The 20518-nt window shown below is 58.6% G+C and carries 18 protein-coding genes; 9 read left to right on the plus strand and 9 right to left on the minus strand.

The window, feature by feature from the left end; all coding sequences use genetic code 11:
• The first annotated feature begins 35 nt into the window (after positions 1–35).
• The 8 genes from AZF01_RS22675 (at position 36) to AZF01_RS24180 (ending at position 6103) form a co-directional block, all read left to right on the plus strand.
• Positions 36–989, plus strand: a complete 954-nt coding sequence (locus tag AZF01_RS22675; RefSeq protein ID WP_024710146.1) for a DUF1403 family protein — start codon at positions 36–38, stop codon at positions 987–989.
• A gap of 2 nt (positions 990–991) precedes the next feature.
• Complete coding sequence (locus AZF01_RS22680; RefSeq protein WP_024710147.1) at positions 992–1705, plus strand: SMC-Scp complex subunit ScpB; 714 nt, start codon at positions 992–994, stop codon at positions 1703–1705.
• 291 nt (positions 1706–1996) lie between these two features.
• Positions 1997–3076, plus strand: coding sequence for a helix-turn-helix domain-containing protein (locus tag AZF01_RS22685; protein WP_024710148.1), 1080 nt, complete (start codon positions 1997–1999; stop codon positions 3074–3076).
• Between the two features lie 181 nt (positions 3077–3257).
• Positions 3258–4043 carry a hypothetical protein gene (locus AZF01_RS22690; protein ID WP_024710149.1) on the plus strand — a complete coding sequence of 262 codons (786 nt, stop codon included), beginning with the start codon at positions 3258–3260 and terminating at the stop codon, positions 4041–4043.
• A gap of 240 nt (positions 4044–4283) precedes the next feature.
• Positions 4284–4472, plus strand: coding sequence for a hypothetical protein (locus AZF01_RS22695; RefSeq protein ID WP_024710150.1), 189 nt, complete (start codon positions 4284–4286; stop codon positions 4470–4472).
• Positions 4469–5440, plus strand: a complete 972-nt coding sequence (locus AZF01_RS22700; RefSeq protein ID WP_036238494.1) for a RimK-like protein — start codon at positions 4469–4471, stop codon at positions 5438–5440. The genes AZF01_RS22695 and AZF01_RS22700 overlap by 4 nt, the downstream gene beginning before the upstream one ends.
• Positions 5419–5838, plus strand: coding sequence for a hypothetical protein (locus tag AZF01_RS22705; RefSeq protein ID WP_024710152.1), 420 nt, complete (start codon positions 5419–5421; stop codon positions 5836–5838). The genes AZF01_RS22700 and AZF01_RS22705 overlap by 22 nt, the downstream gene beginning before the upstream one ends.
• 25 nt (positions 5839–5863) lie before the next feature.
• Positions 5864–6103: a hypothetical protein gene (locus tag AZF01_RS24180; protein WP_024710153.1), complete on the plus strand. Its 240-nt coding sequence runs from the start codon at positions 5864–5866 to the stop codon at positions 6101–6103.
• A gap of 145 nt (positions 6104–6248) precedes the next feature.
• Here the strand turns inward: AZF01_RS24180 and AZF01_RS22710 are convergent, their stop codons facing one another.
• From AZF01_RS22710 to AZF01_RS22730, 5 genes are all read right to left on the minus strand, one after another.
• Positions 6249–7172 carry a nucleotidyl transferase AbiEii/AbiGii toxin family protein gene (locus AZF01_RS22710; RefSeq protein WP_024710154.1) on the minus strand — a complete coding sequence of 308 codons (924 nt, stop codon included), beginning with the start codon at positions 7170–7172 and terminating at the stop codon, positions 6249–6251.
• Complete coding sequence (locus tag AZF01_RS22715; RefSeq protein ID WP_024710155.1) at positions 7162–8007, minus strand: type IV toxin-antitoxin system AbiEi family antitoxin domain-containing protein; 846 nt, start codon at positions 8005–8007, stop codon at positions 7162–7164. Before AZF01_RS22715 ends, AZF01_RS22710 begins: the two co-directional genes overlap by 11 nt.
• 156 nt (positions 8008–8163) lie before the next feature.
• On the minus strand, positions 8164–10899 hold the full coding sequence (locus AZF01_RS22720) for a UvrD-helicase domain-containing protein (protein WP_024710156.1): 2736 nt from the start codon (positions 10897–10899) through the stop codon (positions 8164–8166).
• A gap of 24 nt (positions 10900–10923) precedes the next feature.
• Positions 10924–12315, minus strand: a complete 1392-nt coding sequence (locus AZF01_RS22725) for a hypothetical protein (RefSeq protein ID WP_036238496.1) — start codon at positions 12313–12315, stop codon at positions 10924–10926.
• A 245-nt stretch (positions 12316–12560) separates the two neighbouring features.
• Positions 12561–13912, minus strand: a protein-coding gene (locus tag AZF01_RS22730; protein WP_152534477.1) for an IS3 family transposase whose coding sequence is annotated in 2 segments (ribosomal slippage) — positions 12561–13574 and positions 13577–13912 — 1350 coding nt in all. Because the reading frame shifts where the segments join, the coding sequence is not laid out codon by codon here.
• A gap of 260 nt (positions 13913–14172) precedes the next feature.
• Between AZF01_RS22730 and AZF01_RS24185 the strand changes: the two genes are divergently transcribed.
• Positions 14173–14316: a hypothetical protein gene (locus AZF01_RS24185; protein WP_156484764.1), complete on the plus strand. Its 144-nt coding sequence runs from the start codon at positions 14173–14175 to the stop codon at positions 14314–14316.
• Positions 14317–15076: 760 nt separating this feature from the next.
• Here the strand turns inward: AZF01_RS24185 and AZF01_RS22740 are convergent.
• Genes AZF01_RS22740 through coxB form a run of 4 tightly spaced genes read right to left on the minus strand, consistent with a single transcriptional unit; the run spans position 15077 to position 20377 of the window.
• A complete protein-coding gene (locus AZF01_RS22740; RefSeq protein ID WP_061449946.1) occupies positions 15077–16423 on the minus strand; it encodes a c-type cytochrome in 1347 nt (448 codons plus the stop codon).
• Between the two features lie 28 nt (positions 16424–16451).
• Positions 16452–16829, minus strand: coding sequence for a hypothetical protein (locus tag AZF01_RS22745; protein ID WP_024707551.1), 378 nt, complete (start codon positions 16827–16829; stop codon positions 16452–16454).
• A gap of 9 nt (positions 16830–16838) precedes the next feature.
• The gene (ctaD, locus tag AZF01_RS22750; protein ID WP_061449947.1) at positions 16839–19385 is read right to left on the minus strand and encodes a cytochrome c oxidase subunit I; all 2547 of its coding nucleotides are present in this window, start codon (positions 19383–19385) and stop codon (positions 16839–16841) included.
• Complete coding sequence (gene coxB, locus AZF01_RS22755; RefSeq protein ID WP_024706474.1) at positions 19382–20377, minus strand: cytochrome c oxidase subunit II; 996 nt, start codon at positions 20375–20377, stop codon at positions 19382–19384. Before coxB ends, ctaD begins: the two co-directional genes overlap by 4 nt.
• Positions 20378–20518 lie beyond the last annotated feature (141 nt).

A 20518-nucleotide genomic window follows, 5' to 3' on the forward strand; every position in this document is an offset into this window, starting at 1 on the left:
GGCATAAACCGCACATCCGGTGTAGCGTCTCCGGCATGGATTCGTTGCCATTCGCCCCCTCATCAATGCCGATCCGACTGTTCAGTCTGCCGGGATGGTCGCGGTCGCGCGGCCGCGATGTATCGGAGGCGGATGCGGCCTTTGCAGCCGGCATCGCCTTGAAATCACTTGATGATCTGGTTCAGCTGGATCCGGTCTGGGCCGGCTGCTGGCGGTCGCGGCAAGCCCTTAAATGTGCTGCCGTTGCCGTGCGGCTGATGGGCCGAAACGAGGACGATCACGCGTTGCGTGACGCGGTTTTGCTGACTGCCCCAGGGGATGATCCCGGACCGGCCGGAAAGCTGTTTTTGGTCACGAAAAGATCGCCAGGTCGATCCGGTGGTGTCACCACGAATTTCGTAAATGAGCTCGCGGACTTGTTGGCGCTCGGATGGGATGAAGACCTTGCGGCAATTCCTGATCTGGTCGATGCTGCGCTTCAATCCGGGCGGGCGGCTCCCTTCGCGGTGGCGGACCTGATAACGGCGATTTCTGCCGTTCGCCCGGACGCTGAAGTGCTGGCGTTTATGCTGGCCGACAGTGTCCTGGCGCAAAAACTCAAATGGCCAAAACCTGTCCCGCTTCTGCTGTCCGAACGCTACGGTCCAGCCTTCCGCACCATTGGGGGGAGGGGGCGGGTCCGCCCCGGCGAAGTGGCGTTCGCCACAGCTATCTGTTTGGCTCTGGTTGACGCGATCGATTCAGCCTTGCGGTCAGCAGCGGAGATAGCGCGTCGCGCAGATCAGCTTCTGGCCGTTGCTCCCAAACTGCGTACCAAAGGTGCCGAACCGATCATTCGTAGCTTGCTGGATGAAGATGCGGTCCTGGCTTCGGCCCCGGGCATCAAACTATCTCGTTGGGCAAGCACCCGGATGTTCGAGCGGCTTCAGAGTTTTGGCGCCGTGCGCGAGCTGTCCGGCCGATCGTCGTTCCGGATCTATGGATTGTGAGGATGACCGGAACGAGCCCCGCGAAGTCAAGACAAAGAACGCGATCAAGTGAAGGAGACGAACGTCTGCTTGATCGGGAGTTGAGGGATCTGCCGGTGGAATTGCGGTGGCGGGAATGGATGATGCGGGTCGAGGCAGTGATTTTTGCCTCGGCTGAGCCGGTGACGCGTGAAATGTTGGCGCGCGTGGTCGGAAAGGATTGCAGCATTGACCTGATCATTGATGACCTCATCGAAGAGTTGCGTGATAGGCCTTATGAGCTGGTCTCCGTGGCTGGTGGTTGGCAGCATCGGACCCGAGTGGCTTATGCGGAGGCGATCCGGGCTTCTTGCGCGCCGACGCGATCTGCCGCTGCGGTGCTGTCCGAGCATGAGTCCATGGTGCTGATGGCAATTGCTTATTTCCAGCCAGTCACACGCGGCGAGCTGTCGAAGATCTTTGGCAAGGAGGTCAGCCGCGATCTGATCGGATCGCTGCGTGGCGCAGGGTTTATTTCCTCTGGGCCGCGCAGCCCGACGCCAGGGGCGCCGTATACCTATGTGACGACGAAACATTTTCTGTCGGCCTTCGGCATGGAGACATTGCGGGACCTCCCGGACATGGAGGCGCTGGAGGATGCAGGGTTGTTGAGCCGCAATGCTGTCAAAGAGGAGGTGGCCGATTCACAAGGCGGAGCCGCCGATGAGGAGGGCCAGGAATCGCACTCTATCGAGTGAACGGAACTGGCTCCGAACGCTTCAGGATCAGCTTCGGAATGATGGTAAGCATCGAAAGAGCCGTTGTGACAGACAGCCGAATACTCAGACCTTGTTGGCCAAGTGTGAGAGGTCGAACGCCGTGAAGGCGCCGAGAGCCCAAACCCCAAAAATGAAGCCTACCATTTGAGTGGCAAGCGCAAGCCGGCGCCATGTCGTCAGAACGTCTCGATATCAGTGCGTTGATCTCGATCCGTGACAATGAAATGTTACCAACAGAATTCAGTCGGCAAATACTGAAAGGGTCGAAGAATGAATGAACAACCGCCGGTGCCGACTATTGATGGCATCCTGTCCGGCCTCGTTTTCGAGGGACAGGGTTATGAGTTCAAGGCACTCCTGAACCTGGATGATAAACGTGGAAAATCAAACTTCATCGATGATGTCGTGGCGTTCTTGAACGCTGGACCTGGGTACTTGATCGTCGGCGTGCATGAAAAGAGGGGAGTCTTCTCGCGCTTCGAGCCAATGGAGGGCGATCGCGATGCCCTACAACGCCGCATCACTTCAATCATTCAGGACAACATAGACCCCAAGCCATTGGGCGTTCATGTGAAATTCCTCGATTTGGACGCGGGAGGGTTCATTTTGTGGCTCGATCTCCCTGACCATCGCCTGCGGCCTTATCAGAATAAGATTACCGGCGGCTTTCATTTACGCACCGGTGCGCAAAACACGCCGATCCCCCGTGACCAACTCCACGCGCTGTTTACACCGATCGAGAAGCTGGAAGCCGATACCGTACAGCTAATGGAGCGTGAGAATGCGGCTGTCGAGGCGCGTGACATCATGCAGAACGACGGCGCAACGCTGCATATCGCGATCGTGCCACAAGAGCATTATGAACGGGAGCGGGCGCCTTTCGATCCCGGGCGGGGTGTTCTGAAAGTGATGCGTCATTATCACGGGGAGAGCCAGGGTGTTTTCAAAGGGTGTGAGAATGGCGTCGAGGCTCGGGACGCGACGTTCCAAGAATGGCGATCAATCTCGCGCTTCTTTATCGGTGATGATTGGCTCGTCCACTCCTATGTCTCCCATCCTTTCTCTGTCCGGGATGGGGAGGGACGACTAACAGTTCATGAGTTTCGCGAGGAGTTCGCTCGACACTTGCGTGATATCCAGCTCGTTCTGGACGATTCTGGCATCCGAGGACCATATGGGGTTCTTCTCGCGGTGAAGAATCTGCGCCGCAATCCAAAACTTGAATGGGCCTTTCCCAATGCCAGCGCTGCCAGTCTCGGTCGGCCGATGCGGGTTGAACGCGTGGATGAACAAGGTCTCATTGATCGGTTCTATGATAAGGTCAGAAGTGTTTCGGTCTATGGCCGCTGACGATCGCGTGTCGAGCGCCCTTGACGAATCGCAGCGGTAGCGCAATTGTTCCCGGTGGACCGTGGTTCCTAACCTGTCGCCAAGTTAAAAGCCGCACTTCTCTTATAAGATGTACGCCGAATCCTGTCCCTCGGCTGCTGATTTAAATGGCGTCCAGCTGCCGAAGCGATGAGGTTTCGCCATGCACTTGCTTGTCCATGAATCCGATCTACCCTTCATCAAGGAAAGCCTGAGAAAGTCTCATCCTGAGACACGGCCGACGCACCGAATGGAGGCGGCCGCAAAAGGCTTAGGGTTTTCAACCTATGCCAGCTTTCTGACGTCGATAAAGAGCGGCCGCCTACGGATAGACGTCGATAACGAAATGTATTGTGCCGCTTTAGGTGTATCTGCCATCATCGATGGCGAAAAGCGCGCCCGATATCTTTCGCGCTCCGTGGCTCGGGCAATGCTTCGCAAGGTGCTTGATGAGAATCCAGAGCTGACGCTACGAGGTTTCGACTCGATCTGGCATGGCGGCCGTGATGAGTTGCGGAAGCCGAAGGAAGAGCGTGAAGCTCTGTTTGCGGACAGACGACGCGAAGCCTACAATGACGATTGGGCGGCAGACCAGTTCGAGTTGGCACTGATCTTCCTTTCGCGGCAGAAAAGGACGAAATCGTTCAATCGCCAAGTTGGGAGTTACGGCTTGAAACATCGTGCCGAAGACTTGTCGCGGGCGTTCGGACTGTTCACATACTTGGGGAATTATGTTTCCAACGGAATGCTTCTTGCCGCTGCCTTTACTACAGGATTTTCAGTGAAACGCGTCGCCTACGATTCGTATAATGCCTATCTGAACATCTCCATGCAGACCGTGAACGCGGCACGAGGTTACGAGCGAAACTCGCGGATCGAGGAAAATCCGGCAATCGTTCTCTCGATGTACGCGCCAGCTACTGATTTTGAACCTGCGTATTCTGGATAGCGGCGGGATCGACCAAAACGCTGCTCCGCGCCCCGAAATGATTTGTATCAATGATGATCGAGGTTGTGTCCGGGAAGGTCAGGTCGGCAGTATTTTGCCTTGGACCAGCCTTTCGATGAATCCTGCGTAGATAGGGGAGGCTAAATGTATAGTTGCTTGAAAGTAGGCCACACGATTGCGTATTTTTCCTATGGCGCATACCTTCATCTCTATCAACTACAATAGTATAGAGGATTCTGCATGCATATTCTTCAACGCGTAGCGAAGACAACCAAGGTAAATGGCAGTGGCGTACCCTCCGACGCTGAGTATGACGTTGTGGCTGGCGTCTGGCGCGGTCAGGAGGGATTAATCGCCTTTGATCCGGAAAGCGAGATGAAGACCAAAAAGAACGATCTCGAGACCGGTGAAGATCAAAAAGGCGAATGACTTTGCTGGCGGAACGCGTGGAGGTGCTGATCTTTTCCAGTTTGGCCGATCTGTCCACCGATCGTATATGTCATCATTTGGCGGACATGAACGTGTCCTTTCTCCGGATTAACCGCGAGCAGCTTTCCGAGTGGGGGATTACGATTGATCCTTTGGCGGCCAGTATGATTTGTCGCCATGACCAGAGAGAATGGCAGGTGGGCTCGGGACTTCGGTCGGTCTGGTGGCGGCAGCCCACCTTTCTCAGAAATACGCCTGGGCGAGGGCTGTCTCCGTCAGAGCAATTGGAACGGTCGCAATGGGCTGCCTTGATGCGTGGGATGATGCTCTTCGATCAGGCGGTCTGGGTCAATCGGCCGACAGAGACTTATAACGGCGAAATCAAGCCACTGCAGTTGCGCAAGGCGGCCATGCTTGGATTCGCGGTACCGAAGACTAGGATAACCAACGACCCGCTGGCGGACATTCCGCACGTCATTGGGGACAAGGTTGCACTAAAGAGCATTGATACCGTTCTTTTGTTCGAGGGTGACGTACAGCATTTTGGGTACACGACGATCATTGATTGGAGCGAGTGCGCCGACGAAAGCTTGCGAGCAGCCCCTGCGACATTTCAGGCTGTCCTTTCTCCCAAAACGGATCTTCGAGTTACGATTGTCGGAAAGCGGTTGTGGTGTGTTGCTGTGACAGACGGTGGTGCGGCAATCGAAGGCGACTGGAGGCTTCGACCGAAGGCGGTATTGGAGTATCACGATTATTCTCTTCCCCCAGAAATCGCCGACCGTTGCCTGAAGTTGGTGGAGCAATTCGGGTTGGAATACGCAGCGATCGATCTGGCTCTTTCGAAAGATCAGTATTGGTTCATTGAGATAAATCCGACTGGGGAGTGGGGCTGGCTCGACCGAGGAGGTCGAGGGATTTCAAATGCTATTGCGGAGGCACTCGCTTGTCGTGGTCAACCTTCCTGAATCCGCTCTTGCCGGATTTCTTCCGGATATACCCTATTAATCGGAAGCTTCTGAAAAGGATGGAAGTTTGGCAAACGCACGAGGCTTTTGCTGATATCCGAAAACTCGGTGATGACGATCTTAAAAAGTATATCGAGAGCGAGTGGGTGAGAGCCAAGGAACTCGATGATAAACTTTCAAAGTTGACTGCGACACTATCGATTGCTCTGACTGTTGGTGGCGCAGTGGCGAAGACTGTTGTCGATGGTTTGGCGCCATCGACGATAAAGTACATCGTTTTGGCATTGCTGTTTGTATCGATGCTGTTCTTTCTTTGGGGGGGCGCTTGTCGGCTTCCAGGGTTTAAGACCAAAACCTCGATATGGCTATGGATCGAAATATCTCGCAATAATTGCTGAAGGCGGAGCGGGTGGCCGTCAAGCAATGGAGAATGCCGCTTGCGGGTTTGAGACAGTCAACCTGGTACGCGCAAACGAAGCATCTTTGGCAATCGGCCTGATCCGCAACGGCGTCTTTGCCTTTGCCATTGCAATGGCTGTCAGTTTCATCAGTCCCTCGAAAGGTCAGGAACCGGCTCCAGCTTTGCCAAAATTCGAATTGGTCGTGGTACAGAGCCGTATTGTCGGATTCGAAGCCCGTAATCCTCGCGACGATGCCTCTTGAGCTTTTCTGGATCGGCCTGTTGGTCAGAGGTTTATCATTGATGGCGAGCAACACGGTGAAACATCACAGCGCAGACGGCTACCAAGATCTGAAAATGCAGCGCGCGGAACGCGGCTCGTCAGGACAACCGCCGCGTGCCCCGTGCTTATTCTTTTGACTGAAGCCCCTCAATCTCTCGCCGTTGCTCGGCATGTTTTTCGGGGTTCTGTGCCCTCAGTTTCTCGAGGTTGAGAACCTTCCAACGAACGGCCGGCAGATCAGCCGCTTGTGGCAACCCGATGGCTTCGAAATCTGGTTCGCCGTCGTGGAGTGACAGCAGGAAGCGCATCGCGTTGTCGTCAAGCTTTGCGAGGATATCCGCCGTCATCCGGTTCCTCGCTGCCTTCAGATCGTCGAGGCCGACTGGCTCGATCGTCATCCCCTCGAACTCCTTGACGAAGGCCTCGTCTAGCGTTGCGAGCGAAGGCCTGACCAACTCGTGCGGCGGGCGGCCGGAACTGCCAACGTAAATCAGAAATGTTCGAAACAACGCGTCGCTCAGCCCCTCGTTTTCATAGAGCAGTTTTACGTCGAACAGATCACGCGGATGCTGCCGGTCTACCGCCGCATGGAGCTTTCCGCCAAACAGGTCCTCGAACGAAACGACCTGCATTTCGGCGAAGCCGAAATTGTCCTCTACGGCCGCGCTCACGCGTCGGCGTTCGGGTGGATGGACAGTTCCGCGCGCAACGGGAGATGTCTCGACCTTGATTTCGGCAATGCCCTGCCGGACGAGGAGGCGGGTGTGGTTGTTGCCGCCGCCGGCGATCCTCTGGACGTTCACGCCCCGCAGGTTGCCCATCAAGTCTTCGCGGATGTGCTCCAGTGTCGTGTCGATATTTTTCAGTGTCGTTTCGCGATCCTCAATCGGCAGATAGGTCAGGTCGATATCGACCGAGAGCCGCGGCATGTCGCGATAGAAGAGGTTGATTGCCGTTCCACCCTTCAGGGCGAAGGCCTCGTGGCGGGCGATGAATGGAAGGGTCCGCACCAAAAGGTCGACCTGGCGCATGTATTGGTCACGGGCCATACTGGGCCTCCTTTGGCATCAAGTCATTCGGGACTGTGATGCGATAGATGGGGTGCAGCCGGCCGCCCGGTGTCAGCGCCCGGTCGCCCTTTCCGAGATCGACAGAGGAGACGTCGATGTGCCGGCGCCAGGCATGATTGTGCTTGTCAGCAAACACGAAGAAGAGGCGCTTGGTTTTGACGCTTCGGCACAGGGTAAGGAGCGTCGTCAATAATCTCGGGCGCAGATTGGCAAGGCTCTCGAACGCCACGTCCACCTTGTGGTAGCTTTCGCCCTTTGGGACTTCGTCTAGCATTTCGAGGATCGCGCGCTCGGGTGAGGACATCGGCATTGGCCAGCGCCATGGGCTTTGTGCCAGCTCTGGATCATCGTCGTTGGAAAGGTCGAAATCCGCGTTTTCGACGCCGGTCGCCCCTTCGCCGAACAGGACGTTACTCCTGGTCTTCACGTCGGCGTCCGTCCGCAGCTTCGATAGCCATGTCGGGATATCGGATCCATAGAGATAGAGGGTAAGTTCGCGGCTGAACGAGAGGTAATGAGCATGTCCCCGCAAGGAGAGGGAGCTCGCCCCGCCGACATGGAACTCATGCCGCATGAGCCAGACGGCTGAGAGCAGGGGTATCTTCCAGCCACCGACAGCTTCTGGATTGGTATCTGAGGAGAATGGGCGGCGGTACACGCCCGACATGACTGGCTCGAGCCAGCCCTGCTTGATATAGCCAGACACGGATTGTCGCGAGATGGCATGGCGGGCCATCCATTTCGAGTCTACCAGGAAGCCGGGGGGGACTTGCTGGAGAAGTTGCTTTAGCTTTGTCTCTGGTTGTCCATTCATGTTTGACGTTATGCCACAAAATTAAAGCAGGTGCGAATGAAACTTTACAAATAAATCAATTTGTCAATTCTGAATTGACTATTTGTGTCAACTGAAAAGTGACGTGAGAAGTTTGATGCTCCCTCGGCGTAACGGACTCGGATCGCCCTAGACGGTTCAGCGCAACTGTGCAGTGTGCTCGCATTCTGGATACTGATTGCATCCCAGAAACCGGCTGTTACCGCGGCCATTCCTTTCGACCAACTGGCCAACCCGGCATTTGGGACATTGATGCAGGGGATCGCCATCGATCGATTCAAATCGCAAATCTTCGCCGGCAATGTCGGAAAGTTCGCGGATATATCGAGAAGGCTCCCGGCTATTCGTGAGCAAAAACACGCCGCGGCTTGCCCGAGTCAATGCGACATAGAAAAGGCGACGCTCTTCGGCAAACTCGAAGCTTTCTGGTCGTGGCATGACCAGATTGAGAAGTTCGTCGTCCTCGATCCGGCTCGGCACGCCGTAGTCGCCTTCGCTGACATCGAGCAGGATTGTGTAGTCGGCCTCGAGTCCTTTGGCGCGATGGAACGACAGTCCGGAAACCTCGATATTTTCGAATTTTGGCGGTGTACCCTTGAACGGATCGAGCTGGTTATAGCGCCATAGGACCATGACGTTGAGCTTTTCGCGCCCCTTTGTCCGCCATTGCCCCGAAATCCCACCCAGGAACGAATTTAGCCGTTGCAAGAGCTGGTGACACGCCTCGCCGAATTCCGGCTTGCTCCCTTCACCACTGATCGGAATGACCCGGATCGATCGTGGGATGGCTGGTCGCGTCGAGCGTACCGACTTCTTCAGCTGAGCCGAGTTTCGCTGAACGAAGCTGGCGGCCGTCTCCGCTATGAGCTGATTGCAACGGTACGTTTGCTCCAGTCGACCTTGCCAGCTCGCTCCGAAGTTTGCCTCGAACTGCGTGAAAATGGTAATGTCAGAACCGGCAAAACGATAGATCGATTGCCAGTCGTCACCAACGGCAAAGATTTTCGTGAACGGCTTCTGGTGTTTCAGCGCCTTGATCAGATTCGCGCGTGGCTCCGATACATCCTGGAACTCATCGACAAGGATCAGCGAGTAGGGGCTCCGGTATTGCCCCGTCTCCACGAGATGTGTGGCGTTCGCGATCATCGAGTCGAAGTCGATGCGTTTAGCCTGGTCCAGCTTCCGTGAATAGGATTCGGTGATCTTCCAGATCACCTGAGCAAATTCTCGGGCACGGGTCCGGTCATGGAGCGATTTGGCTCGCTCAAGCAGCATGTCCAGGGTGAGGTGGCTAGCCCGGATGTGCTTGATACAGACCGCTGTCAGCTTGTGATAGTGCTTGATGACCACTGGCTCGAGACCTTTGACGATTGCCGTGTAGCTTTTTTGTTGGAGTGGAATGCCTCGTTTCGTGATTTCTGCCTGTAGGGTTGCGAGCAGCGATCCGTCGCGTGCTTGCGCCGACGTTGTCTGAAATACGTCGATGCCGGCGTTGCGGTAGGCGGTCATCTTATGCTCGGCATGGGTAATGTAGTTGTCGAACGGGGAGGAACCGTCCGCATTGATGGCGAGGTGCTCATGGATGGTATTGCTGGCAGGGTAGTGGAAGTCCGGATGCAGATGTCGGATCCCGCCATTATCCTCTTCGATGGGGATCTGACGCTCGTATTCGAATTCGACGGACTGCAACCAGAGCCAATTGACGATCGTCTGTTCCTGAAGTGATTTCACATAGATGCCAGCCATTGTGCCAATGGTCGCATTACCTTTTCGTCGACGTGCTGAGAGGTACCGATCATAGTCCGCCTTGGAATCGAACACTTCTGCCGGAATATCCGCCTTGGGATGAAGGACGAGGAGATTGACCCAGAGCCGGGAGAACTCCGGATCCGACCGCAGCAACTCGTCAATGATCTGTTCAATGACCTTCGCTTCGCCGGCGGGGTGCTCAACCCAGTTGACAAGCTGTGGCGGCTGTCCTTCGACTTCCCGAATGACACCGAGACCGAGCGCGTGAAACGTGGTCACCTTGCATTTCAGATCGTCCGGATCGACCGCCAGCTGCCGGGCTACTCGCTCCTTCAGTTCGTGGGCCGCGTCCTTGTTGAAAGCGAGCACAAGAATATCTTCCGGGCGGTAAAGCTTCTTGTCGAGGACATAGGCGACCTTGCCGACCATCGTGGCGGACTTGCCCGATCCAGCGGAGGCGACAAGAAGGTTGTTGTCCTCCAGTCGAATGCAAGCTTCGCGTTGCTGATCGGACAACGACCGGCCGTCCAGGTCGTCGAAGAACGATCGGTATCTCGCCAGCTCGGCCGAGACAAACGCATCGTTGTATCTGTGGCGGACAGCAGGATCGGTGATGAAGGCGAGCGATCGGGGAAGCGTCGCTTTCACGGTGGCTGTCATCAATTCCGGATCGAACAGGGGGTGCGAAAGTGCCGCGGCGGCTTGACTCTCCACACTGGCAATAGCCCGTGCAAGGTCAGCATGGGCGAGATATTGGTTTTGTCCCTCCACGATAGCCATCAGTTTCGTATCCACCGCGTTCAGATGCTCGGTATCGGAGCTGATCAGATCGAAGAGGTAGCTGTTGATGAAACTATAGAGATCGGCCGCCAACCGGGTGGCAGCCTCTTCTCCAAGACAATTTAGGCTGTAGACCTGATCGCGAGCCCGGACTTCGACCGAATGCCAGAGCAACGCTTTGCTGACGGAAATCGCGACAACATTCAGGCACGCAATGTTCTCGGCGCCGTTCTGGGTAATTTGTATGGTCGCCGGTAAAGACAGGCGCAGTGTCACCTTCCATTTCCCTTGGGGAAGGAAGCGCGCAACGAAACCAGGCCGGTATGTTCGAACACGATCAGACATCAGGGCTAAGCTCTACCAGAACGTTCAGTCCGGAAGCCATGCGCAATCTATCCAGTATCGTTCATACCGTTTTGCGAATTCCGTCATCTCTCGGACATTGGCCTGAGGTGTCTGGCAGGCCCGGGCGCAGGTGGTAACAACATCTCGGTATAAAGCCTGAGAAACCGGCCGAATGCCCTCGTAGTTTAGAATCAGGTCGGGAAGCCGTTCCGTGATCACCTCGCCGCGAGGGGCCATGACAATGGTCGGCGGTGTGCTATGCGCATTGATCAAGACGTACCTCCAGCTCGGATCGGCCTGTCCCTGAGCCGGAACGAGTTCGCAGGGGCAGGCATCACCGCCTCCGGAAATCTCCTGATAGATTGCCTCGATCGCTTGAGCTTTCCTGGCGATCAAAACATAGGGCCCTGCCGGCGTATAGCCGCCCATCCGCTCGTCATACTCGATGCCCAGTAGATGCCGCAGGTCGTAGTGGGTCGATTTGTCTAGGGTCGCACGTTCCGAGGTAAACCATTGGAGTTGGCGCAGGGTGATCCCGGCTGCCGCTGCGACGTCTTTCGGCGGGTTGGGCCAGCAGGCGACCAGATTCCGGGCGATTTCAGCCGTATTGTCGTGCTCTTCGTAGGCCGGAAATTCGTAGTCATCATCGTCGTCATCGTCTGACGGCTCTTCTCCCGAAATCAGCCAAGTCCTTCGGCTCATACCGTCGTAATGAAAATAGCGGGGTTGATCGGGTGGGAGCGCCGTTTCCCAGGATGACAGCCATCGGCCAGCTTCCCAATCCCGGTCTTCGAGGGGAACAGATGGCGGTTGGCGCATCGGCAAGCTCAGCCATTGCTCTATGCTGTCCTCCAGTTTTCGATTGCTGAGGCCGCGAGGCCCGCGGTGCGCACTCCGGTTGTGAGCGTCCTGCGCATCGAGACAAAGGGCTTCCACGCATGCGGCCAACGACAAATCGACCGGATCATGCCGTTGCGACAGCCATCGGGAGTCATCGTGAGCCGAGCGAAGTGATGCAGGAGCTGTCTTATCCTTGGTATCGGCAACCTCAAGACGGACGCCGATTGTGGCGAGATCCGCCGCGAGCCCCGGATCTGCCTGTGCCATATAGCGATTGACACGAAGAACATCCGGCAAGCCCCGCAACCCCTCCGCGTCTTTCCAAGCCGTCCACAGCACCTCGCATAAAGATTTGCGCTGGCCGACGGTCGAGAATGTCAGCCAGCGGATCGGCAGGCCGGCGACGGTGACGCCGTAGAGTATGATGGGATCCAGCTCGCGTCGTTTCGCATCGGCCAGCCTTATGGGATCGCGGACAGCGACGATGCCGTGCTGAGGATGATGGAAAAGAAACTTCGCAGTCGATACGAAGAAGTGGTGCTCTCTTTGTGGCTGCTGCTGCGGTTTATCAACCATGGCTGTTCCCGAACGACCAAATCACTGTTCGCAATCTTACGATTTTGAGGTCAAAGCCCAAATCCTTTTCTCCCCGCGTAAAAAGCCGTACGCGCGGGTTCAGGAAAACCGTGAGGAATAGACCGTTTTCGAATTGCGCGCTCCGGTGCGCTCCTGCGGACAGCCGTTTAGTGTCCGTCGTCGAATGATTATGGACAGAATGGGGTCTGGCTATCAGGAGAGATTGGCTCGTCTGATGTGTTGATTTAAGCCGCGTTTGCGTGGTGTTGCAAGCGTCGGTTTTGAATGGTCTGTTGCTTGATCCTCTTTCGCTGTTTCAGGATTTCGTCTCCTCTGCCGAAGTAGACATCCGCCGGTGTGAGGTTGCCGAGGCTCTCGTGGTATCGGCGATTGTTGTAATGGTCGATGAATGCGCCGATCTGCGCTTCAAGGTCTTCGGGGAAGAAGTAATTCTCGAGCAGGATCCGGTTTTTCAGCGTCTGGTGCCAGCGCTCGATCTTGCCTTGGGTCTGCGGATGACCGGGCGCGCCGTGAAGCTGCTCCATCTTCCTGTCCTTCAGCCAGTCCGCCAGGTCTTCGGCGATGTAGCATCCGCCATTATCCGACAGAAGCCGCGGTTTGTGCTCCACCTTGACGCTGTCGCAGCCGGATGCAGAAAGCGCAATGTTCAGCGTGTCGGTTACATCACCCACCTTCATGTTCGTGCACAGTTTCCATCCCACGATATATCGGGAAAAGTCATCGAGGATGGTGGACAGATACAACCAGCCCCAGCCGATCACCTTCAGATAGGTGAAATCGGTTTGCCACATCTCATTGGGGCGAACGGTCTTGTCCCTGAATTCATTGTCCGCCTTGACGACAATGAAGGCTGGCGAGGTGATCAGATCGTGCGCCTTGAGCAGGCGATAGACGGACGCCTCTGATACGAAATAGCTTTTTGTGTCGGTGAAGGTCACCGCCAGTTCGCGCGGGGAGAGCTCCGGCTCTTCAAGCGCCAGCTCTATCACCTCGTCCCTGATAGTATCGGGAATGCGGTTCCATACCCGTGACGGGGCGGATGAGCGGTCCTCCAGCCCCTCAACGCCAAAGCGCTGGAAACGGTCATACCAGCGGTAAAAGGTCTGGCGGGGAATGGCGAGCTGCTCCAGTGTCTTCTTCACCGGCAGGTGCGATTGCTCGACCAGCCGGATGATTTCCAACTTCTCGGATGCGGGGTATCTCATTCTTCTGCGTCCCCATCCCCGATCATGCTTTTTTTGAGCAGGCGCAGCTCCAGCGTCTGCTCGGCCACGACCTCTTTCAGATCGCGTGTTTCCCGACGTAATGCCTTCACCTCATCCGTCGTTGCGGCCCGAGCCGTATCGCCGGCCAGGCGCCGCTTGCCGGCCTCGAGAAATTCCTTCGACCAAGTGTAATACATGCTTTCGGCGATACCCTCGCGGCGGCAGAGCGCGGCGATACTGTCTTCGCCGCGCAGGCCTTCCAGCACAATGCGGATCTTTTCCTCGGCCGAATAGGATTTGCGTGTGGCCCGGCGGATATCCTTGATCGCCTTGTCTGCCGTCGGCTTCTGCTGCCCGGATTTCTGTCTCATCTTCGCTTCCTTTGCGTGCGCTATGATGAGCCAAAACCCTCCCTTATCCGTTAAGCCAGATCTGTCTCAAAGGCGTTGAGACGGAACAGCCGTTTAGATGGAAGTACTTGCCAGCGAAAATACTTCCTCGTCAAATCAGTGGCTTAGCAAACGCGGTCTAGACCGACTTTTGGCGCCGCCACTTGGCAAACCTCCAGTGGCTGCTAAACTGCGTAGCAGTAGCAGCCCACCAACATTTCTTTTGGTGAAAGGACTGCGCCATGGAACCCAAAGACTCTCTCTTTCTTGAAATCCTCGGAATCAAAGCTGGCGCTCACGGGCGCTTTGCAATCGTCGCCGTGTTGTTGACTTTTCTTGTGGCGGGAGCGGGCTATCTATCGGGTCACTCCGTCGGAATGTGGTGATGTCGGCGGCTGCAACGGTGGCCCAGGCAATTTTAGGAGCTGGCGCCCGTCGCTTTGTCCAGTCCACGCGATCAACATATCTTCTCCATTCCCCGCGATAGTCCGCAGCCGCGCGGAACGAGGGAGAAAACAAGATCGGGTTTCCGTCATCCGGTGACGGTCAAAATCCAGAGGCGCCCAGTTTCGGTCTCGCCCCAGATCCGTCATGTTATTGAGATCAAGCCAAACTAGGTTGTTGAAGAATTTGAGGCCGAGGACTTTGGTAGCAGCTGGGTCGCGGGTTCGATTCCATTCAAGACCTTATAGTCGGCAAAACAGGGGGGAAGGGCTGCTCTCAGAGATATCAACGAATGACCGGAAAGGGGCCGACCGCTGGCTGGCGGCTCTTGGTTACACTTCTCAAAAAACAGACCTTCGTCTAGCTAAGGTCGGAACGGAATGGCCGAATCCCATTGCTCGAGTTTTCGCAATGACATTGAGGTTTCGGAACGACGCTTTTGTAAACGTGGTTGAGGGCTCGCTGCTCCCGCCGGTTCGACTGCTTGAGAATAGGCCAATCGATCCAGTTGCGCCGGCTTTGAGCCCTGTTCAAACGAACTCGATGCCCTCGCACTTGAAGGCGCCCAACTTCTCCTCATCAGCCAGCAGATTGCCGCTGATGTCGGCGGCGTGATTTTGATGGTGCGGCACTGGCCTCGGTGGGCGAACAGAAAACGTCCGGATTGTCGAGCGGATCCTCCATCGTGGCGCCGTTGCGGTTTTATCGGCCTTCGGAGGCTTGCGTCGCGTACCAAGCGGAGACGGCCTGTATCTGTTCTTGCGTCATGTTCTCGGCGATCTCTGCCATGACGTGCGTGTATTGCGTGCCGCCGCGCGTTCCTTCTTTCCAGAGATGAAGGTGCTCCGAGAGGTACCATTCGGGCAGACCGGAGAGATAGGGATAATAGGGGTTTCGCGAACGGCCGGCGGCGCCGTGACAGCTCTGACAGGCGGGAAGCTTGCGAGAAGCGATGCCCTCCAGTGCGATGCCCCGCCCGAGCTCCAGAAGTTCATCCCGGCTGGCCGGAGGCCCCGCAGCCGCTGCCATCGGCACCGCGCTTCCCCCGGCATCGCCTTCGCCCTCGAGCACCCCCGCCTCGTCCTGTTGTGTTTCGGCGGCCGGAACCAGCGCTTCGACCGCATCCGTCGCGACCGCCGGCGGGGCGGATGCGGGCGCGTCGTCGCTCGTGTCGGAACCAGCCGGTCCGCGAGCAGCCACGGCTTCGTCGTCGGAACCAGGGGGCGCCGGCTGCGCCGCAAAGTAGTGCGCGAGTTCGGCGAGCACCTCCGTCTCGTAGCGGGTCGCGGGCGGTTCCATGAAACCGCTCTGACGGTCGCCACGCGCAAAGGCGAGCAGGGTGGCATAGAGATAGGGCGCGGGTTGGCCGGCAATTACCGGGAAGGCGTGGCGGGCCTCGTCCTCTCCGCGGCCCAGCCCGTCGCGACCGTGGCAGCGGGCGCAATCGGAGAGCGCGTTGTCGATGATGCCGGCGAGTGCGGGCATGGTTTCACCACCCGCTTCGAGATCGTCGTCAGCCAATCCGCCGCCCAGCGCGAGGTTCGCATATTCGGCCCGGGACATCTCGGGAAGCGCCCGAAGAAACGCCACCTGCGCCCAAACCTCGTCCTTGCGGTCCTGCGCCGGCCAGGCCGGCATCCCCGAGTACTTGATGCCGTTCCTGACGATCCAGAACAGCTCCTCGTCGCTCCATTCCGCGACCTTCTCCTCGAGGCGCGGCGGCGAGGGCACCATCTCCTCGACCACCGGTGATTGCGGCACGCCGGGGGCGCCGTGGCAGGATGCGCAGCCGGTCGCGTAATGCCCGGCCGCGCGACGCACCAGCATCGGGTCGCCGAGGTCGATCTCCTCGGGCTTCGAGATCAGCATCGACTGTGTTCTGACAGCATTCTCCATCGTCCAGCCGAGGAACCATTGTGTCACCGACCAATGCCCGGCCGAGGCAGCGATCGAAACCAGGCCTATCCAGCCGACCAGCAGCGCGCCTGTCAAGCCAAGCACGGCGAGGCCGGAGATCCTCTTCCAGGTGATGACGACGTTCAGGTGCATGGATCCCTCCCGGGCGATCGCGGGCGCATTACCGGCAGTCCCAGAAGACGAAGACCGGTAGCGTCTCGAAGACCACCGCGGCGAAGGAGAGCGCGGCGAGAAGCAGCGTCGAGAATTCCAGGAAGCGCTCACGCGCCTCGGGCGTGTCCTGATTGTTGCTATAGCCGCCGCCATCGGCGCGCCATTCGCGCCAGGCGCGGCGAGCAATCAGCAGGATCAGCAGCAGGCAGACGGCTGTGACTCCGGCAATCGCCATTCGCGTGCCGCCGATGTTCCTGAAGACATCATCATTCGGCGCGCATCGGTAAGCCGCCAAAAAATAGCTGAACAGGAAATGGAAGCCCCAGATGGTCGGCGCGGCCACCAGGGTCCAGAGGTTGTCTTGCGTCTTGCCGAATACCTGCATGTATCGCCCTCACATCAGGACGGGGAGATAGGCGAGCGTCCCTACTGTGACGATCACCGTGAGCCCGACGAAGTGCCAGTAGAGCGCGACATTGAAGATATCGATGTCGTGCGCTGGCGTCATCCGCCCCGCCAGCGAGCGGGCGAGGCAGTATCCAAGCATGAGACTTCCCGCGACGCCGTGCGCGGCGGTCCAGATGATGATAACCCAGACCGTCGCCGGATAGACGTGCGCCGTGGGGCGGAGCCCCGTGACATATGGTCCCCAGAGCAGCGCCGCACTTGCGGCGAGGGCAACGAGTGCGCCCGCCGCCATGAGTGCCCGGGCGCGCCCGACGCGGCCGGCCTGATTCGATAGGCGTGCGCCGAGCGCCGCCGCCCAGGCGACCGCGAAAAGGCCGAAAGCGACGCTGGGCCAGAGCACGCCGGGACCGACCGTCGCCGGCGGCGGGAAATCCGCATGGATGGTGAAGAAGTAGTAGTAGCCGAAGACCAGGCCGAGGAACGCGGTTGCGTCGCCCATCATCATGATGAACATGGCCCACCAGCCGACCGAATGCGGCCCGGACTTGTAGAGCGGCAGCTTCAGGCCGAGGCCAACGTCCTTCTCCGGTTTCTCCGGGATCACGGCGGTGCCGCGCCAGAGCCAGACCATGATCGAGATCGTCGACAGCCCCATCCCGACGATCGTCGCTGCCCACCAATGGAAGGTCGCGAAGATGAACACGGCTCCGGTGAAGACCGCGGCTATCATCGGCATGAAGCTCGGACCCGGTACGCGCAGGCATTGCAGCGGCTTGCCATCGAGGACCGACGTGATGATTGTCTCGCGCTTCATCTCCGCAGCGTCGGGGAGGTAGAACCTTCCCTTGTCGACGTCATCGATGAAATTCGGCTGCTCCCAGATCGGATAGCGCGAGGTGACGGCCGGAATGGAGCGGACGCCCCAGCTCTCGCCCGGCATCTCGACCAGCCATTCCAGCGTGCCAGCGTTCCAGGGATTGCGTTTCGCGTAGGGCTCGTTGCCGCGCGGGCGCAGCACGTCCCAGACGATGATCAGGATCCCGGTGGCAAAGACGAAGGCGCCGACGCTCGAGATCATGTTGGCGGTGCCTACGCCAAGACTTTCCGGATAGGTCCAGACGCGCCGGGGCATGCCGGCAAGGCCGGAGTAGTGCATCGGCAGGAAAGCGAGGTTGAAGCCAGCGAACATCATCCAGAACGCGATCCGGCCGAGCCTGTCGGAAAGCTTCCGGCCGCTGACCAGTGGCCAGTAGTAATAGACGCCTGCGGCGACCGGAAACAGCATGCCGCCGATCAGGACGTAGTGCAGGTGCGCCACGACGAAATAGGTGTCGTGCGCCTGCCAGTCGAACGGCGCCAGCGCCACCATGACGCCGGTAAGCCCGCCGATCACGAAATTGGCGAGCGCCCCGGACACGAACAGCATCGGCACCGAGTGGATTACCCGACCGGTCAGAAGCGTCGCGATGAACACGAAGATCTGCACGCCGGTCGGGATCGCCACCGCTTCGGACGCAGCCGAGAAGAAGCCGAGCGAGATCGAGGGCAGTCCCGTGGTGTACATGTGATGCACCCACAGGCCGAACGAGATGACGCCGGTGCCGACCGCGGCGAGCACGATCCAGGAATAGCCGAGGATCGGCCTTTGCGCGAAGGTCGGCACGATCATGGCGACAAGCGCGATCGCCGGCAGGAACACGATGTAGACCTCCGGATGGCCAAAGATCCAGAACAGGTGCTGCCACAGGACCGGATCGCCGCCGCGACTGGGGTCGAAGAACGGCCAGTCGAACAACCGTTCGAGTTCGAAGAGGATGTCGCCGGCGATCAGGGGCGGAAAGGCGAACAGGATCATGCCGGCGACGACCAGAACATACCAGGTGTAAAGCGGCATCAGGTTGAGCCGCATTCCCGGCGGCCGGCATTTCAGAGTTCCGACGATCAGTTCGACCGCCGCGGCGAGGGAGGCGATTTCGATGAACGACAGGCCGAGCAGCCAGATGTCGGGTCCGTAGCCAGGCGTGAATTCCTCCTCCGTTGTCAGCGGCGGATACATGAACCAGCCCGAGCTCGGTGCCTGGCCGAAGAAGATCGAGCCCATGACGAAAACGCCGCCGATGAGGAAGCACCAGAACCCGAACGCCGAAAGCCGCGGGAACGGCAGGTCGCGTGCGCCGAGCAACTGCGGCAGCAGGATGATCGCAACCGCCTCGAAGATCGGCACTGCGAAGAGAAACATCATCGCCGTGCCATGCAGCGTGAACGCCTGGTTGTAGAAGTCGGGCGTGACGAGGTTGTTCTCCGGCACCGCCAGTTGCGCCCGCATGATCAGCGCCAGCACGCCGGCAATCAGCATGAAGATGAAGGATAGCGCCGTGTACCAGATGCCGACTTCGGTATTGTTGACGGCCGACCAGTAGCGCCAGCCTTTCGGTGCCGCCCAGACCTCGCGCAGCCGGTCCTCCTGCGCGCGACGGACCGCATCGTCTTCCTGATCGGGCACAGTGGATGATTTGTCCGTCGTGTCGGTCATTCGAGCGTCCCCAGCCACTGCGCGATTGCGGTGATCTCCTCCTCGGGGAGCATACCGAAGGCCGGCATCTCCACGCCCGGCTTGATGTGCTCGGTCGAGCGGATGAACGCCACCAGATTTTCCACGGTTGTTGGAAGCAGGCCCGCGGCAATTGTGCGCCGGCTCGCTACATGGGTCAGGTCGGGTCCGACGGCACCGTCCGCGGCGGTGCCGCGCACGGTGTGGCAGGCGGCGCAGCCGTTCTGCAGGAACAATCCGGCACCGGGACCGTCAACCACTGCGGCGGGGAGCGCCTGCGACGTGACGTAGGCTTCGAACTCTGCCTCGGGCACAACGACGACGCGGAATCCCATATAGGTGTGAGCCGTACCGCAGTACTCGGCGCAGGCGCCATTGAAGACGCCGGGACTGGTGGGCTCCAGCACCAGACGGTTCACCCGGCCGGGTATGGCGTCCATCTTCCCCGCGAGGGGCGGCACCCAGAAGGAATGGATGACATCAGGGCTGCTCAACAGGATCTCGGTGCGCTTGCCGAGCGGAATCCAGATCTCGTTCGCGCTCGGGACGCCGCCACGCGGCAGCTTGCGGATAACGCCGGGCTCGCCCTCGACGGCATAGGCCACCCGCCACCAGAACCGTTCTGCGGAGACGGCGATGGTGGGTCCGTCAGCTGCGCGCCGCAGTTCCGGCATCATCGTCAGACCCCACCAGAGCAGCCCCGCCAGGACCACGGCCGGAAAGACGCAGCCGCCCCAGACGATCAGCCGAATGCCGGATTTGTCCGAATAGGGCCCGGACTTGCCCCTGGCGGCATAGTAGCTGACGCCGATCACGACGATCCAGATGGCGGTGCCGCCGGCCAGCATGATCCAGAACAGGTTGAGCACGCGCTCCGCCTCGACACCCGCCGGATCGAAGGCGGATTGCGCGCCCTGGCAGCCGGCGAGGGGGGCGATCATCAGCGCCGCCGCGAGGAATCCGGGTCTCGTCATCGGGAGAGGCCTTCGGTCTGCGGCGTCAACCTGGTTGCAACGCGGCTGTCGGGCGAGCGGAGCAGAAGAGCTACCCGGATGACCAGGGCCAGCAGATACATCATTGACTGGACAACCATCATCAGGACGCCCGCGAATTGC

This window comes from Martelella sp. AD-3, assembly GCF_001578105.1.
Classification (GTDB): Bacteria; Pseudomonadota; Alphaproteobacteria; order Rhizobiales; family Rhizobiaceae; genus Martelella.